This is a genomic window from Brevibacillus sp. DP1.3A (assembly GCF_013284245.2).
Lineage (GTDB): Bacteria > Bacillota > Bacilli > Brevibacillales > Brevibacillaceae > Brevibacillus.
Genome location: NZ_CP085876.1, coordinates 5449004 through 5464313 on the forward strand (window position 1 = coordinate 5449004; position 15310 = coordinate 5464313).

A 15310-nucleotide genomic window follows, 5' to 3' on the forward strand; every position below is an offset into this window, starting at 1 on the left:
TGATCTATTACGGTTTTACAGCCGTCAGTGCGTCAACAGCAACCTTGGTAGCTTCAGCAATGAGCGCATCATCATAAGTGGCGTCCTGCTTATCTCTGCTCGACAGCACTGCAATGACAATGGGCTTTTTATTCGGTGGCCATATGATACCTATATCGTTTCGCGTTCCGTAGCTTGCTGCTCCCGTCTTATCTCCGACCTTCCAGTCTTTGGGGACGCCCGCCCGAATCAGCTTGTCTCCCGTCGTGTTGCCTTGCAGCCACTCGATAAGAATCGTCTGCTTCTCCGCCGACAGCGCATCCCCTACCGTATAGGCTCTTAGGCTCGTTGCAAGTGCTTTCGGTGTGCTTGTATCGCGAATATCTTCTGGTTTAGCCTCATTCAATTCCGTCTCATAGCGCTCGGATGTCGTAACACTATCACCAATCTGTCTCAAAGCTGATTCAAAGCCTTTAGGTCCACCCAATTCTTTGAACAACAGATTTCCCGCCGTGTTGTCACTATAGCGAACCGCGGCGTCTGCAACCTCGCGAAGAGTCATCCCGGTCGCTACGTGTTTTTCTGTGATGGGTGAATAAGTAACGAGATCATCCTTGGTGTAGGTGATGACTTTGTCTAGCTCTTCCAACGGTTTCTGATGCAAAACTGCACCTGCGGCTAAAGCCTTGTACGTAGAGGCAAAAGCGAATCGTTCATCTTCGCGATAAGCAACTGCCAAATCTGTTTCGGTATCGATCGCATATACGCCGAGCTTCGCATCAAACTTCTTTTCCAGCGCAGCGAACTTTAGATCCATTGCAGATGCTGTCGTTTCCGTTTTTACGACAGGTGCTTCTGGAGAAGAGCAACCAGTGAGCGTGAGAAGCGTGAGAAAAATCGTTTTCACTGTGAATCCGATCCGTTTAGATTGGTGAGCTTTCATGGATGACATACCTCTTTCTAGGAAGATAACAACTGTAGATTATTCTTGTAATATCGTATTACATTTGTAGTCAATTGATTTCACGATAATATTACACGCGTAATCCACTAGTGTCAATCTCCTTTTTCTTGCAAGGAAAAGAGCTACATTCCTTCTTTGTTAAAATAAAAAAGACGCCCTCTCAAGAAAACTGGATAACCGTAAATGGTTTCTCCAAGTCAGCTTGAAAGGGCGTGCCTCATTTTTTAGGAGCATCAGTCGATGTTTGTTTCGCATCCAATATGGAACGCAACTCCTGAATCTCCTCGTCCGATAAGGATTCCTTCTGAATGAACTGAACCAACATCGATTTTAGCGCTCCGCTGTAAATCCGCTCCAGAAAGGACTGTGCCTCAGCGTGCTGGCATTCATTTTGCGAGTACAACGGATAAAACGTATAGACTCTTTGGTTTTGATTGACTCCAACGGCATTTTTTTGAACCAAACGATTCAAAAGAGTACGTACTGTTTTTGGGTTCCAATCCGTTTGACCTTCCAAGGAGGAAATAATTTCGTTGGCCGTCAGCGGTGACCTTTCCCATAGCACATTCATCACTCGCCATTCCGCTTCTGAAATACTTGGCATAGATGTAGACATGAAGTCTCCCCCTTTCGATAATCATGACTGAAAGAACAAAGGCTAGTAAAGACCTTTCGCTTTCAAAATAGACAAGGTTATTTCTGCTGCTGCAGGTCCATTCGCGTCATCTTCGCTTTGTATATTTGTAGCAAAGAAGTAGGTGCCCTCCTTGTTCTCTACATATCCAACGAACCAACCGTTCACGTCTTTTTGATTGACGGCGCCTGTACCTGTTTTCCCGGAAAGAATCGAACCCGCCTTTTCCGATAAGCGGATGGAATCTTTCACCGTCTGGATATTGTTTTCTTGAAAACCAAACTGGTTCGTATAGAACGCTTTTAATAATTGTACCTGCTCCACCGGAGAAATCTTCAAGGAAGATTCTATCCAATATTCGCCGATTCCACCAGATGTATTGTAATTTCCGTAGTTCAATTGTTCCAGAAAAGCTTGCAATGTATCCGGAGAGATGCTCTTATCCAACTCTTTAAAGTACCAGTTCGTGGAGTATCGCATCGCGGTAAATAGATCTTGATCGTGGTTCCACTGCTCATACGGATAACGGATTCCATCCCATTTTAACAGGGAGCCTTCCCTCGAAATCACATCGGTCTCCAATCCAAACAAGGTGAGAAAAATCTTGTAGGTGGAGTTCGGTGAAATTCGTTGTGTACTTCCTGCCTTGTTGTAAATCCGATACTGGTCGGCTTTCCAATCATATAAGACAAAACTACCTTCATAACCACGGAAATAGTTGTCTAAATCCTCGTAAATGGTTCGATCATCTTGAAAATGATAGCGACTGCGATCGTCAGCTAAAGCGGAACCAACAAGAACCTGACTGGCAACCAAGACGCCCATCATGGAAAAAATGAACGTACTTTTTAACTGCAACAGCTTTGATTCGGCCTTGTGGGATGCGATTTTCTCGATTCGTTTTTTCACTGCCTTCTTGCAACCGTTTAACTGATTGGCCAAAACAACATTTCCAGTTCGACTTTCTTTATCCAAAAACTTAATGATGGTATGACCATATTCCACATAATTTCGCTTGTCTAAAAAGTTCAACACAGCTACATCACAAGCAATTTCACGGTCCACTCTCATTTCCCGAAATGCCAGCCAAACTAATGGATGGAACCAGTACAAAAGCTGATACACGACGGTCACGTAGTTCATGACGATATCATTGTTTTTTTTGTGCATGAGCTCATGCAAAAAGATATACTTCATTTCATTGATCGACAGCCATTCATCAAAATGACTGGGAAGAATAACATACGTCGTAAAAACGCCAAACGTCATCGGAGATTTGACCTGCTTGGATTCTGCTAACACGATGTTCCGATTTATTTTTACATCCTTCTTGCATTGTTCAAACAAATCGATGATTTCTTGATTAGTGATCACAGATGCTGTCCGCTTGATCTGCCGGATTTTTAACCAGGCTGATAACGTGATCGAAGCACAAACGATCATGCCGACTACCCATATGCTGACGAGAATCGTAGGAAAGGAGTCAGTTGTATGGCTATTTACCGACAACGTTAAATCCTGTACCCAATTCACATTTTCAAACACAGGAGCTTGCGCAGCGAGCGTCGAGCTGCCGGCTGCATTACGCTGATTCATGTCTGAGACAAATAGATTTCCAAAATCAAAAAAGTAATTCGGAATAAATACTGGCGTCAAAGCGACCAGCAAGAGAAACCACAAATTGTACTGCCATCTAGCCGACAGCTGGGTGCGAAATACTTTTCGAATCAAGAAAATTAGCGCGATCGTGCAGGAAGAAACGATCAAGCTAATCACCATATAATTGACGAACATGCTACCTGTCTCCCTCCCTTCTTACATAGGGCCATCTAGATAAAAATAGAATCCGCATCAATTCTCCAGAGCAACAGGAACGCTCTTCAACCTGACAGGATTCTTCTCTTCTCTGAGCACAATTAGCTTCATTATGTCAAAAACGAGATCACGATACAAGCTATCGTTGATTGGAAGAAAAAAGAAAACACCTTCTTCAAAATGAAGTGCACCCCTTAAAGTAGACATTGGAAAAACCCCTGCGGTTTACCGATGAAAACTTTAGGGGGTGTATTTTTATGCCAGCAAAGAAAGGGCAGAAGTTTAAGCATTATAGTGAAGAACTTAAGTTGCAAGCAATTCAGATGAGATTAAAGGGTGTTTCCAAACGGGTGATCATGGAAGAATTGAAAATTCATGATGAGGACCGACTAAAGGTCTGGATGCGGAAGTATAGGAAACTCGGAGAGTTTGGTCTTCTAGATCAACGTGGCCGTCGCGAAGAATACATAGATGCAAACAGATATATCGAAAAGTTAAAGCGGGAGAATAAGATGCTAAAAAAGTGCTTGGAAATCTGGATGCGGGAGGTGCAGTCCATAAGTATGCCGCAATCAAGAAAGCAGCAGGAGAATACACCATCAGTGAGCTCTGTAAGCTGTTTGGCGTCTCAAGAAGTGGATACTACGCATACTTAAAACGCCAAGGAATAGATCGGGACAAGTCTATGAAAGATTTAGTCCAGGCTGTGTATAAGAAGTACCACGGTAAATATGGGTATAGACAAATCCAACTATTTCTCCTGCAAGATCATGGGGTGTGGGTCAATCATAAGAAGGTACTACGTCTCATGCAAGAAATGGGGCTCCGTTCTCGAATACGTCGCAAGTATCGTTATCACCTTGCTTCATCGGTTGGGGGGCGAGTTGCCCAAAATATTCTACAGCGTAATTTCAAAGCAGATGTGCCCAATCAAAAGTGGGTAACGGACGTCACACAGTATCGTGTCTCGGATACTTGGCTCTACCTGTCTGCTATTAAAGATTTGTTTAATAACGAAATCGTGGCCTATCACATGGATGTTCGCAACGACAATCAATTGGTCCTACGGACCTTTGAGAAAGCTTTTGAAAAGACGAAAGACGTGACTGGACTGATCGTTCACAGCGATCAAGGATTCCAATACACGTCCTACGCTTACCACGACATGCTGCCAAAGGTTGGCGCCCAAATCAGCATGTCTAGAAGAGGCAACTGTTATGACAATGCCTCGATGGAGAGCTTCTTCTCGCATCTTAAAACGGAAGGGCTCTATCCTTATGATATCCGAAGTATCGATGAGGCACAAAGGCGAATCGAGAAGTACATTGACTTCTACAACAAAAATCGCCCGCAGAGAAAATTAAAAAAGCTGACGCCTGTTGAATTCAGACGCCAGCTAGTGGCCTAACGGCCCGGGTTTTTCTTACTGTCCACTAAACGGGGCCTTGACCAAAATGGTAAGAAGGTGTTTCTAACCTGATTTAGTTTGTTTTCAAAACATCGTGATCGACGTAACGCTCGCCATTCAGTTCGCTGATAACATTGATTGCAACCTTGGCGCCATCACCAGATGTAATGATCGTATGTACGCTCACTCCCGCGCACGTACCTGCTGCCCAAATTCCTTCGATGTTCGTTTTCCCTTGTGCATCGACATCGACAACAGTTTTGATCCGTGGCTCTGTACCTTCTTTGGTTTTTACCCCAATCGCTTCTGCCAAAGTCACGAGCGCTCCAGTTGCCAGAATCACATGCTTAGCCTCGAAGCTGCCTTTTTCCGCTGTCTCTACGAGCAAGCCTTGCTCTGTTTTGGTAATGCTGCTTACTTGGTCGGCTACCAGCTCCGCACCGAATTTCGCTGCTTGCTTTTTACCGATCTCAATGAGGTCTGGACCTGAGATTTCCATGATGCCGTAGTGATTTTCCATCCACGCGCGCTTGGTCATGCTTTTATCACTATCAATCAGCAACGTCTTCTTACCTGCTTTTGCAGCAAACAACGCTGCACTTCCTCCTGCCGGGCCTGCTCCAATAATTACGATATCAAACAAAGAAATCTCTCCCTTCCAAAATAACTTTCATAACATAATTATATACTATGTATCGAAAAAGAAAAGTCCTAAAAACACTTTCATGAAAAAAGTCCACCTTCTCTATGATAGAAAAGGTGGACTTCCCGAATGCATGATATTCTTTTCCATCATTATCGTGTAATCCAGTAACGGCGGATCACAATCCCATCCTCGTCCGTACATTCCGCTTCAAACACGCCACCGTTCTTTACTATCGTTTTTTCCGATGCAACATTATCATAATCACAAATCACCAATACTTCGTTTATCCCCAGCTCACTCGTGATGTTTAGAGCTTGCGCTAAAATTTCCGTCGCATATCCTTTGCGTCTCTCGGAAGGGCGGATTCCATATCCGATGTGCCCGCTGTATTTTCGTAAACGCTCGTTGAGACGATGCCTAATATTCACCGCCCCCACTATGCGCTGCTCTTCATTTATGAGCCAATACGTCGAATGAGGAACATATCCCTCCGAAAGATTTTCCTCGCTACTCTCACTCTTCAGAAATTCCAGATACGCAGGAAAATCATAAGGCTCCCGATCCACCACCCACGGTACGATAGGCTCTCCACTTTCTTTCCACTCTTCGTAAAAGGAAATATACTCTGCTTGAAGTTCTGCACAAGGCTTTGTTAAATACAGTCGCCCAGCCATCGACTCCACTCCCTTTGCATATTTTTGCGTAAAATTCTTTCTATTATAGCTACAAGAAGAGAGAGTTACTAGCCAAACAATTTTTCACCTTCTTGAATCACTTCTATTAGTTGACGAAAAGCCGCGTAAGAAGAAGCGCATTTCCAGTCCAAGCGCCTCTGGAGCCCAACTCAGCGTAGGAAAAAATGGCGGGGAATTTCAGCTTCACTTATGAACTACCTCTTCGAAACTTCAACGTTTGAAGCGCTCCCGCCATTTTTTCCGAAGCGGACAGTCCCCACCCCTTGCGGGGCGTAGGCCGAAGCGCAGACTGGAAATGCGCTTCTTCCTCCCACTACCGCCACTTCAAAAACAAAAAAAACGCGGCACAAGCAACGAATCGCCTGTGCCACGCTCTTAACTGATTAATATTTGTTAAACAACATGATCCAGAGGGAACCTGCAATGATTGTAAATACAAACACAAGTCCAAGAATCAATGTCTGTACGTTGTAGCGTGGTTTTTCTCCTTCGCGGATGTGCATGAAGAAGACCAACTGAACTACGAACTGCAAGAGCGCCATTACCAAGATCGTGATCATGGTCGCCGTTTTACTCAAAATCGGGTTCATGACCAGCACGAGTGGGATAATGGTGAGCACGATCGACAGGATAAAACCGATCACGTACTCTTTCATCGATCCGTGACTATGATGTCCGCCATGGTTTTGATGTTGTGCCACCTTACATCACCCCCATCAAGTAAACGACTGTGAAGAGGAAGATCCACACAACGTCAAGGAAGTGCCAGTACAAGCTCAGGTTGGTAATTTTGCGGCGAGTAACCGCGGTGATTCCACGACGCTTCAGCTGGAAGATCAACGCAGTCATCCAGAACAAACCAAGCGTTACGTGCAATCCGTGCGTACCAACCAGTGTGTAGAAAGCGGACCAGTAGCCGCTAGTACCCATAGTTGCACCTTCGCTGATCAAGTGCATAAACTCAGTGACTTCCAACACTACGAAAGACAGTCCCAAAAGACCAGTTACAGCCAGCCAAGCAATCAGCTGCTTGACATTGCCTTTGTTCATCGCCAAAACAGCGAGCCCGCTGGTAAAGCTACTTGTCAACAAGATAAAGGTTGAAGCAATAACACCTGGCAGCTGGAACAATTCCTGTCCAGTTGGTCCACCAGCAAAGCTATTCATCATTACCGCATATGTTGCAAACAATGTACCGAACAGCACGCAGTCTGTTACAACGAAAATCCAAAAACCAAGAACCTTTAATTGTTCATGCTCTTCATGATGGTCGTGGTCGTGGCCGTGACCATGGTCATGATGCTGCGCCATCGTTACACCACCCTCCCCAGTGAAGCCTCAGTGCGACGCACTTCCTCCACCGGTACGTAATAATCCGTGTCGTATTGGAAGGAGCGTGCCCACATGCATGCGAATACTCCAATGAATCCAATGACGGCCATCCAAACCCAACCAAATGTGAAACCAAAACCTACCAAGAACCAGAAGTTCGCCATGATAAACGGAATTCCAGAGTTCTTCGGCATATGAATCGGCTCCAGTTTCGCCGGTTCTTCTTTATAGGTGCCATTTGCTTTTGCTTCTTTTGTTGCCCACCAGTCATCCATTTCTTTCACTTGTGGTACAACAGCAAAGTTGTAGAACGGTGCAGGTGACGGAATCGACCACTCCAGCGTACGACCATTCCATGGATCGCCTGTCGTGTCGCGCTCACCATTTTTGATGCTGTAAGCGATTTGCCATACTTGGAAGATGAAACCGATACCCATCATGAATGCCCCAACAGTGGATACCAAGTTCATGTCTGCCCAACCGCGATCCCAACCGTACGTATAGTAACGGCGAGTCATACCCATGAAACCGAGCGCGTATTGCGGCATAAAGCACACGTAGAAACCAATATTCCAGAACCAGAAGCCCCATTTGCCCAGTTTCTCGTCGAGCTTGAAACCGAACAGTTTTGGCCACCAGTAGTAAATACCAGCCAGGTAACCGAACACTACCCCACCGATCAATACTTGGTGGAAGTGGGCAACCAAGAAGTAACTGTTGTGATATTGATAGTCCGCCGGAGCTACTGCCAGCATTACCCCTGTCGCTCCACCAATTACGAAGCACGGGATAAAGGCAATGGTCCACAGCATTGGTTGTTTAAAGGATATCCGACCACGGTACATTGTAAACAGCCAGTTAAAGACCTTAACCCCGGTCGGGATACCAACAATCATCGTTGATATCGCAAAGAAGGCGATAACACTTGCGCTCGTACCCATTGTGAAGAAGTGGTGAGCCCATGTAAAGAACGATACAACGGCAATGATCATCATCGCCCAAACCATTGATTTGTAGCCGAAAATCTTTTTGCGTGAGAACGTAGCCACGATTTCAGAGAAGATACCGAAAGCTGGTACTACTACGATATATACCTCAGGGTGACCCCACATCCAGATGAGGTTGAGGTACATCATCGGATTACCGCCGCCGTCCATCGTGAAGAAGTGAGCACCTGCAAAACGGTCAAGGAACAACAGTGCAAGTGTTACAGTCAAGATTGGGAAAGCGAAGATAATCATAATGCAGCTGGACAATACGGACCAGCTAAACAATGGCATTTTGGAAAGCTTCATGCCAGGTGCACGCATTTTGAGAATCGTTACGATAAAGTTAATCCCTGTCGCCAAACTACCGATACCGGAGATCTGAATCCCCCATATATAGAAGTTCTGACCTGGTCCAGGGCTGAATTCATTTTGTGACAATGGCGGGTAAGACAACCAACCAGCGTCCGGGGAGCCCCCGATTACGAACGAAATGTTGAACAGCATCGCACCGAGCATAAACAGCCAGAAGCTGAGTGCGTTCAAGAACGGATACGCTACATCTCGAGCGCCGAGCTGAAGCGGTACTACCATGTTGAACAAGGCAAACATCATCGGCATCGCCATGAACAAAATCATGATCGTACCATGAGTCGTAAAGATGGCATTATAGTGATCCGAGTTCAGGAACTCTACGTTCGGGAATGCCAGTTGCAAACGCATCAGCAGGGCGTCAACCCCACCGCGGAACAGCATCAGAAGCGATGCGATCAAATACATAATACCAATACGCTTATGGTCAACTGTAGTCAACCATTCACGCCATAGCCAACCCCATTTTTTATACTTAGTCAGAACGAATACGATCGCAACCATGGATAGTACAATCGATACGTCCGCACCGTAAATCAGCGGGTCACCTGTTACAAAGAACGTGGATGCAAAATCCTTAATGTTCTCCCACACGTGGTATTCCTCCTCCCTCTCGCCTAGTGGTTCATACTGGAATGATTCATTCCAGGCATGTTGTGCGATTCAGTCTTTTGCTGCGTATTTTGCGAAGTCTCATTAGAAGACTTGTCACCTGCAGGCGCAGGAGGTTTCTCCATCACATAGTCCATATCGTGACCATGGCCATATTTGGCAACGATCTCTTCAAACATACCTTCTGGGAATGCAGAATACGTAAACTTATCTGTCACGCCAGGCTTGCGAAGTTCTTCATAATCTGCCTTCGTCATAGCTGGAGTCGTACCTTTTACTTCTTTGACCCAGTTATCGAACTCTTCTTTCGGTTTTGCCACTACATTAAACTGCATTTTAGCGAAGCCTTCACCAGAGAAGTTGGAGCTAAATCCAGCGAATGTACCTGGTTCATCTGCTTGCAGATACAACTCGGTAGCCATTCCCGCCATCGCATAAATTTGTCCACCCAATTCTGGAACCCAGAAAGAGTTCATCGGTGCATCAGCAGATACCTGGAAGCGAATCGGTACACCTGCTGGAATCTCCAGATGGTTAACAGTTGCGATATTTTGTTCTGGATACGTAAACATCCATTTCCAGTCCAAAGCCGTAACCTGAATGGTCATAGGAGCAACTTCTTTATTCGGGTTCTCTTTTAACAAATAAATATCACGGACAGTAAAGTAACCCAGCAATGCAACGATAACGATAGGAATAATCCACCAAATTACCTCTAGGGTTGTACTGTGTGCCCACTCCGGCTTATAACTTGCTTTATTGCCCGGTGTATCCCGATAGCGGTATACAATGAAAGCGGTAAGCGCAATAACCGGAACGATAATGACAGCGACCAATATCGTGGAAATAATAATGAGATTGTACTGCGTTTCTGCTACAGGTCCTTTTGGATTCAAGACGAGGTATTCGCTACCACAGCCTGTCAGCAGAACGGTGCCCAACACTGCCAAGATCCAAAACTGGATATGCCTCAGCATTTTTCCTCCGCTCATTCTCCTAATCCCTCCTAGTCACAAACAACGAGCATGTAATACTTTGAGAGCGCAGTTCCTTTCAGATGAACTTCGCCTCACATATGTCTATAGTGCAGTCACTCACTATAGAGAGGTCTCGAACGAGGTTTTGGAAAACCTTCTTTTTTAACGTGCATTCACACTTTTCGAGAGTTCCTCACAATAGAGGTTTTTTAACACAAGTGAACTTCACTATTTGCCGCATATACATACTAGCAGAGTCTGCGAGCTTTTGTACTCGTTTTTAACGACGTTCAATATTTCGTAGCTTTTCTGTTACAAAGTGTTCACATAGCATTCACGAGTTGATCATATTCTTGTTAGGATTCTCCTCTAATGAAGTCCAGCACCCATTTTTGGTCATCTCGCCCAATCTTGAATGTCAAGATTTCTTTTCACTTTTAATAAAAAAATCAAAAAAACGCCAGCGCATTTGGCTGACGGCAAAATTCCGTATAAATAAAAAAACCTCTCAAAATAATGAAGAAAATGAGAGGTTCTCTATGGGACTATTTTATCTTGTTAGGCGTCAGTTCTTTTTAGTGTCATCAAGCGAAATACCGTGCTCATAATGAAGATATTCATACCAGCGATCAAAAATCCGATCGACACCATCAACGGCATGTTCTGCGATCTGAAATCGCTTGCAGTGAAAGCCATAATAACAGCACCGACAAATAATACTGTCCAAGCCATCCATCTTAATACATCCGCTGCTTTTCGATCGTTATTCATAACACAAAACCCCTATCATCATAGATTTTTTGCGTGACCGTGTTTGTTTGATGCTCTTATTGTAACATAATATTCACTTGTTGTTCATATTTTGTTCAATTTTTTATAAAAAAATTGTCAAAACTTTTTTCATAAACCTATTGGCTGTCGCGTTGTTACATTTTTACTTTGTGTCACAAATGTGAAAGCGTTATTGTTATAATGAATGGAGTAAACGGTTTCATACATTCCTAACATCTTGAACTGTCATCGAAGGTGGTTTGCCCATGGTTCATACACCCAAAAAAGCCCGCATCAGCCTCTTGACCCAAATGGTTCTGCTCATTTCCATCGTTGTCCTGATCAGCATGGGGATAGGAACTGCCTTATTTTCCTTCATATTAGATGACATTTTGGATCGTTATATTGGACAGCAAGCCATGACGGTCGCCAAGCTATCTGCCATGGACGAGCGCATCATTGCAGCCTTCGAGACCGATCATCCTTCCAAGGTGATACAACCGATAGCCGAAACCATTCGGATGGAAACTGGCGCCAGCTATGTGGTGATTGGAAACAAGGACGGTATTCGGTACTCTCACTACGACCCAAAGCAGATTGGATTACCGATGGGAACCAGCAATGACCCCGTCTTTTTAGAAAACCGCTCGGTCATTTATCGGGGGACAGGCATTTCAGGTCCAGCCATCAAAGCGAAAACACCGATCGTCAACAAGAAAGGCGAAACAATCGGCGTCTCCTCTGTCGGCTATGTCATGAGTGATGTAGAAAAAAAGGTCGCGGAATACAAGGAAAGAGTCGTCTCCTTATCCTTGGTGCTGTTGGTTATCGGAATTATTGGCGCTATTATCATTGCCAGAAGAGTCAAGCGATTGATCTTTGGTCTGGAGCCAGAAGAAATTTCATTTTTGTTTACGGAAAAAGCAGCTATTCTTGAATCGATTCGCGATGCTACGGTAGCAGTCGATATGCAAGGGCGTGTCGTCTCGATGAATAAACGCGCACGTTCCCTCCTCCAAGAGGATTTGACCGTAGGGAAATCGATCGCTAGCCCGCAATTGCGCGACATCATTCTTTCTGTCAATCGAAATACGCAAGAAATGAACTACAAAATTTTGCTGGGGCACGAAATTTTTATAACCGACTACTCTCCTATTTTGAGTAATAATGAAATTAGAGGCGTCGTCTTCACATTTCGTCCAGAGTCTGAAATCGAGCAGCTCACCGAAGAAATTACGAAGATCAGTTCCTTTTCGGACAATATGCGTGCACAAAATCACGAATATTTAAATCGTTTGAACACTATTTACGGTCTACTCAAGCTAAAGGAGTACGACAAAGCAATCGAACTCATCACCGATGAAGTTAAAGAACGGCAGGATATTCTCGCCTTCATTATGAGTTCAGTCAAAGAGCCCTTCATCGCAGCTTGTCTGCTAGGGAAAATCAATCGCTCCAAAGAGCTGAAGGTATTACTCGAAATAGATCAGGACAGCTATTTGGGAGATGTACCTGACAGCATCGATACGAAGGTACTTGTCACCATTCTCGGTAATTTGATCGACAACGCGATGGAAGCTGCACTCGAATACAAAGGCTCTGACGCAATGGTTCACGTATCCTTTACTGATTTAGGTGGCGATATCATTTTTGATATCGAGGACAATGGGCATGGGGTATCAAAAGAATTGGAGCCCCGTATCTTTGAAAGCGGTGTCACTACGAAATCAGGTGAAAATCGAGGACTCGGTTTGGCTATTGTGAAAAACGCCATCGAGCTATTAGAGGGGCAAATCTCACTCGGAAAAAGTGATCTTGGCGGAGCGCGTTTCACCGTCGACGTCCCCAAGAAATGGGACAAAGCAAGTAGAGAGGAGGCAATCCATCATGTCTGAGAAACCCATTACCGTCATGATCGTGGAAGATGACGAAATTGCAGCTAGAATCTATGAACAATTCACAAGTAAACTGGAAGGATTCCAGATTATTGCCACGGCCACGACTGGAAAACAGGCATTGGAGATGCTTCACGTCGTTACGCCGGATGTTCTGCTCTTGGACATTTATTTGCCGGATATGAATGGGATTGACCTGTTGCGTGAAGTTCGGAAGCATTTTCGCGGGATCGATGTCGTCATGATCACGGCCGCAAACGATGTGGAAACCGTGAGAGAAGCGATACGTGGCGGGGCATACAGCTACATCATCAAGCCGATTATGATCGATAAATTCATGTCTACCTTGGAGCAATATGCAAATACGAGACGCCAGTTGCAGCAGCATACAACCATTGATCAAACAGCAGTGGACAAGCTGTTTACAAAAGCTGCACACACTCCTGCTACCAAAGCCGTTGAGACAGTCACCACACTCCCGAAAGGCATCGACAAGCTGACGTTAAAGCTGATCAGGGACAAAATGCAGGAGACCACCCAAAGCATGAATGCCGATGATTTGGCTGCACTGGCTGGCATGAGCCATTCGACTGTGCGCAGATACCTCGAATTTCTCGTCTCTATTAATGAAGTGACTGTTGAGACGTTCTATGGAACCGTCGGGCGTCCGGAACGAAAATACCGCTGGGTACCGCAAAAAACGGCCAAATAATGCCTGATAGCAAAAAAAGGGAAAGCTTCATTTATGAACCTGAAGCTTCCCTTTTTCTTTTCTTGCTACCGGTTGTGTCGCACCTGGACTCTTTTCCCGAAACATTGTGATGATGGCAACGGATGCGATGATCATGACAGCAGCAATCAAGGTTTGGCTTGTCAATTGTTCATCAGCGATCAGCCAACCTAGAAATACTGCGACAATCGGGTTCACATAGGCGTACGTGGAGACCAGGGAAGGCTCTGCATTTTTCAAAAGCCAAATGTACGCCGTGTAGGCGACAATGGAACCAAATCCAACTAAATAGCCAAAGGCAATCCAGGAACGCAGAGAAATCTCCGATATATGCAGCTTCGTCCAATCGTCGAGAAACAGCGACGCGATCCCCAGCAAACTTCCTCCAATGATCATTTGTAAGGACGTCGCCATCACAGGTGATGCTGGGAGCTTTGCATAGCGCGAATACAGCGATCCCACTGCCCAACAGATCGAGGCAAACAGGAGCGCCAAGATTCCGATGGTATCGATCCCTTGATTGCTTGAGCTCTCGGGATGGACAACCAGCACAGCGATCCCCGCCAAGCCAAACAGGATTCCTCCCATGACTCCAACTGTTGGCTTCTTTTTGTTGCCACCGATCCAGTTGAAGACGAGAATCCATAATGGAACCGTAGCGATCAGCAAGGACGCGATTGCTGACGGTACCTTGAGCTGTGCCCATGCGACTACACCGTTACCTCCGAGAAGCAGCAACGCCCCAACAACTCCGGCCCCTCTCCATTCTGCTGCACTGGGCAGCTCTGCCCCTTTCCAACGCCCGATCAGGAACAGGATCGATCCCGCTAGAAAAAATCGCGCACCCGCCATAATAAAGGGTGGCATCGACTCAATGGCGATCTTCATTCCGAGATAAGTGCCTCCCCAAAACAGGTAGACCGCTAGCAACGCAATCGTAACGACAAATAATTTCGAATCTTTTTTTCCTGTCATTGTGTTTCCACCTTGGTCTTCAAATTTCTTTCCAGCCATCCTCGTAGATCGTCGACAAGATGAAGGTCGTGGAGGTTTCCAGTATTTCGTCATACTGGACCATTTCATCGATCAGATTGGTGATATCTTCCGGTGCCGTCGCACGTACTTTTAGCATCATACACCACTCTCCCGCGAGCCGCTGGCATTCGATGATGGTCACGTTCGGTACCTGAACGTTCACAATCTTTGTTGTGATTTCTTTGAAGTCCTGACATCTTGCTTTGACGAAGATCAATACCTTCAGCCTTTGGTCTAATTTTCTCCAGTCAATGATGCCACGGTATCCCTTGATAACACCATTCTTTTCGAGCTTGGCAACCCGTTGGTGGACAGCCGGTCGCGAGATGTGCAGTAGCTTGCTGATTTCCTCATGAGATATCCTACCGTTTTCCTCGAGCAATTGAACAATTCTCAGGTCAACTTCATCCATCACATACCTCCTGTGGTTATAGTAGCATATTTTCCTTCATATAGACC

Annotated in this window: 17 protein-coding genes; 4 read left to right on the forward strand and 13 right to left on the reverse strand. The window is 45.3% G+C overall.

Annotated features, from left to right (window positions below; translation table 11 throughout):
- Nucleotides 1-7 precede the first annotated feature (7 nt).
- The 4 genes from blaBBI to HP399_RS24975 form a co-directional block, all read right to left on the reverse strand.
- Nucleotides 8-922, reverse strand: a complete 915-nt coding sequence (gene blaBBI, locus HP399_RS24960; RefSeq protein WP_173620149.1) for a BBI family class A beta-lactamase — start codon at nucleotides 920-922, stop codon at nucleotides 8-10.
- A 238-nt stretch (nucleotides 923-1160) separates the two neighbouring features.
- On the reverse strand, nucleotides 1161-1559 hold the full coding sequence (gene blaI / locus HP399_RS24965) for a penicillinase repressor BlaI (RefSeq protein WP_173620150.1): 399 nt from the start codon (nucleotides 1557-1559) through the stop codon (nucleotides 1161-1163).
- A gap of 42 nt (nucleotides 1560-1601) precedes the next feature.
- The gene (locus HP399_RS24970; protein WP_173620151.1) at nucleotides 1602-3371 is read right to left on the reverse strand and encodes a BlaR1 family beta-lactam sensor/signal transducer; all 1770 of its coding nucleotides are present in this window, start codon (nucleotides 3369-3371) and stop codon (nucleotides 1602-1604) included.
- 57 nt (nucleotides 3372-3428) lie between these two features.
- Complete coding sequence (locus HP399_RS24975) at nucleotides 3429-3599, reverse strand: hypothetical protein (RefSeq protein WP_228088349.1); 171 nt, start codon at nucleotides 3597-3599, stop codon at nucleotides 3429-3431.
- 50 nt (nucleotides 3600-3649) lie between these two features.
- Between HP399_RS24975 and HP399_RS24980 the strand changes: the two genes are divergently transcribed.
- The gene (locus HP399_RS24980) at nucleotides 3650-4048 is read left to right on the forward strand and encodes a helix-turn-helix domain-containing protein (protein ID WP_228088307.1); all 399 of its coding nucleotides are present in this window, start codon (nucleotides 3650-3652) and stop codon (nucleotides 4046-4048) included.
- Nucleotides 3991-4800 carry an IS3 family transposase gene (locus tag HP399_RS24985; protein ID WP_255654199.1) on the forward strand — a complete coding sequence of 270 codons (810 nt, stop codon included), beginning with the start codon at nucleotides 3991-3993 and terminating at the stop codon, nucleotides 4798-4800. Before HP399_RS24980 ends, HP399_RS24985 begins: the two co-directional genes overlap by 58 nt.
- A 73-nt stretch (nucleotides 4801-4873) precedes the next feature.
- Here the strand turns inward: HP399_RS24985 and HP399_RS24990 are convergent, their stop codons facing one another.
- The 7 genes from HP399_RS24990 to HP399_RS25020 form a co-directional block, all read right to left on the reverse strand.
- The gene (locus tag HP399_RS24990) at nucleotides 4874-5443 is read right to left on the reverse strand and encodes an FAD-dependent oxidoreductase (RefSeq protein WP_173621310.1); all 570 of its coding nucleotides are present in this window, start codon (nucleotides 5441-5443) and stop codon (nucleotides 4874-4876) included.
- Nucleotides 5444-5595: 152 nt separating this feature from the next.
- Nucleotides 5596-6120 (reverse strand): GNAT family N-acetyltransferase, encoded by a 525-nt coding sequence (locus tag HP399_RS24995; RefSeq protein WP_173621309.1) that lies wholly within the window; start codon nucleotides 6118-6120, stop codon nucleotides 5596-5598.
- Between the two features lie 404 nt (nucleotides 6121-6524).
- Complete coding sequence (gene cyoD, locus HP399_RS25000; protein WP_007722316.1) at nucleotides 6525-6842, reverse strand: cytochrome o ubiquinol oxidase subunit IV; 318 nt, start codon at nucleotides 6840-6842, stop codon at nucleotides 6525-6527.
- 1 nt (nucleotide 6843) lies between these two features.
- Nucleotides 6844-7452, reverse strand: coding sequence for a cytochrome o ubiquinol oxidase subunit III (cyoC, locus tag HP399_RS25005; protein WP_048031550.1), 609 nt, complete (start codon nucleotides 7450-7452; stop codon nucleotides 6844-6846).
- Nucleotides 7453-7454: 2 nt separating this feature from the next.
- On the reverse strand, nucleotides 7455-9425 hold the full coding sequence (locus tag HP399_RS25010) for a cbb3-type cytochrome c oxidase subunit I (protein ID WP_173621308.1): 1971 nt from the start codon (nucleotides 9423-9425) through the stop codon (nucleotides 7455-7457).
- 23 nt (nucleotides 9426-9448) lie between these two features.
- On the reverse strand, nucleotides 9449-10435 hold the full coding sequence (gene qoxA, locus HP399_RS25015) for a cytochrome aa3 quinol oxidase subunit II (RefSeq protein ID WP_173621307.1): 987 nt from the start codon (nucleotides 10433-10435) through the stop codon (nucleotides 9449-9451).
- A gap of 543 nt (nucleotides 10436-10978) precedes the next feature.
- Nucleotides 10979-11191 (reverse strand): hypothetical protein, encoded by a 213-nt coding sequence (locus HP399_RS25020; protein WP_039960752.1) that lies wholly within the window; start codon nucleotides 11189-11191, stop codon nucleotides 10979-10981.
- A gap of 266 nt (nucleotides 11192-11457) precedes the next feature.
- On the opposite strand from HP399_RS25020, the gene HP399_RS25025 reads away from it, so the two are divergent.
- Nucleotides 11458-13086: an ATP-binding protein gene (locus HP399_RS25025; protein WP_228088350.1), complete on the forward strand. Its 1629-nt coding sequence runs from the start codon at nucleotides 11458-11460 to the stop codon at nucleotides 13084-13086.
- On the forward strand, nucleotides 13079-13798 hold the full coding sequence (locus tag HP399_RS25030) for a response regulator (RefSeq protein WP_173621305.1): 720 nt from the start codon (nucleotides 13079-13081) through the stop codon (nucleotides 13796-13798). Before HP399_RS25025 ends, HP399_RS25030 begins: the two co-directional genes overlap by 8 nt.
- 27 nt (nucleotides 13799-13825) lie before the next feature.
- Here the strand turns inward: HP399_RS25030 and HP399_RS25035 are convergent, their stop codons facing one another.
- Complete coding sequence (locus HP399_RS25035; RefSeq protein WP_173621304.1) at nucleotides 13826-14791, reverse strand: EamA family transporter; 966 nt, start codon at nucleotides 14789-14791, stop codon at nucleotides 13826-13828.
- A gap of 19 nt (nucleotides 14792-14810) precedes the next feature.
- A complete protein-coding gene (locus HP399_RS25040) occupies nucleotides 14811-15263 on the reverse strand; it encodes an Lrp/AsnC family transcriptional regulator (protein WP_173621303.1) in 453 nt (150 codons plus the stop codon).
- Between the last annotated feature and the right edge of the window lie 47 nt (nucleotides 15264-15310).

Bases quoted from the DNA above. Each gene is read 5' to 3' on its own strand.
- cyoC (WP_048031550.1), bottom strand. From the start codon at position 7,452: ATGGCGCAGCATCATGACCATGGTCACGGCCACGACCACGACCATCAT.
- HP399_RS24995 (WP_173621309.1), bottom strand. From the start codon at position 6,120: ATGGCTGGGCGACTGTATTTAACAAAGCCTTGTGCAGAACTTCAAGCA.
- blaI (WP_173620150.1), bottom strand. From the start codon at position 1,559: ATGTCTACATCTATGCCAAGTATTTCAGAAGCGGAATGGCGAGTGATG.
- blaBBI (WP_173620149.1), bottom strand. From the start codon at position 922: ATGAAAGCTCACCAATCTAAACGGATCGGATTCACAGTGAAAACGATT.
- HP399_RS24975 (WP_228088349.1), bottom strand. From the start codon at position 3,599: ATGTCTACTTTAAGGGGTGCACTTCATTTTGAAGAAGGTGTTTTCTTT.
- HP399_RS25030 (WP_173621305.1), top strand. From the start codon at position 13,079: ATGTCTGAGAAACCCATTACCGTCATGATCGTGGAAGATGACGAAATT.
- HP399_RS24970 (WP_173620151.1), bottom strand. From the start codon at position 3,371: ATGTTCGTCAATTATATGGTGATTAGCTTGATCGTTTCTTCCTGCACG.
- qoxA (WP_173621307.1), bottom strand. From the start codon at position 10,435: ATGAGCGGAGGAAAAATGCTGAGGCATATCCAGTTTTGGATCTTGGCA.
- HP399_RS24980 (WP_228088307.1), top strand. From the start codon at position 3,650: ATGCCAGCAAAGAAAGGGCAGAAGTTTAAGCATTATAGTGAAGAACTT.
- HP399_RS25020 (WP_039960752.1), bottom strand. From the start codon at position 11,191: ATGAATAACGATCGAAAAGCAGCGGATGTATTAAGATGGATGGCTTGG.
- HP399_RS25035 (WP_173621304.1), bottom strand. From the start codon at position 14,791: ATGACAGGAAAAAAAGATTCGAAATTATTTGTCGTTACGATTGCGTTG.
- HP399_RS25040 (WP_173621303.1), bottom strand. From the start codon at position 15,263: ATGGATGAAGTTGACCTGAGAATTGTTCAATTGCTCGAGGAAAACGGT.
- HP399_RS25025 (WP_228088350.1), top strand. From the start codon at position 11,458: ATGGTTCATACACCCAAAAAAGCCCGCATCAGCCTCTTGACCCAAATG.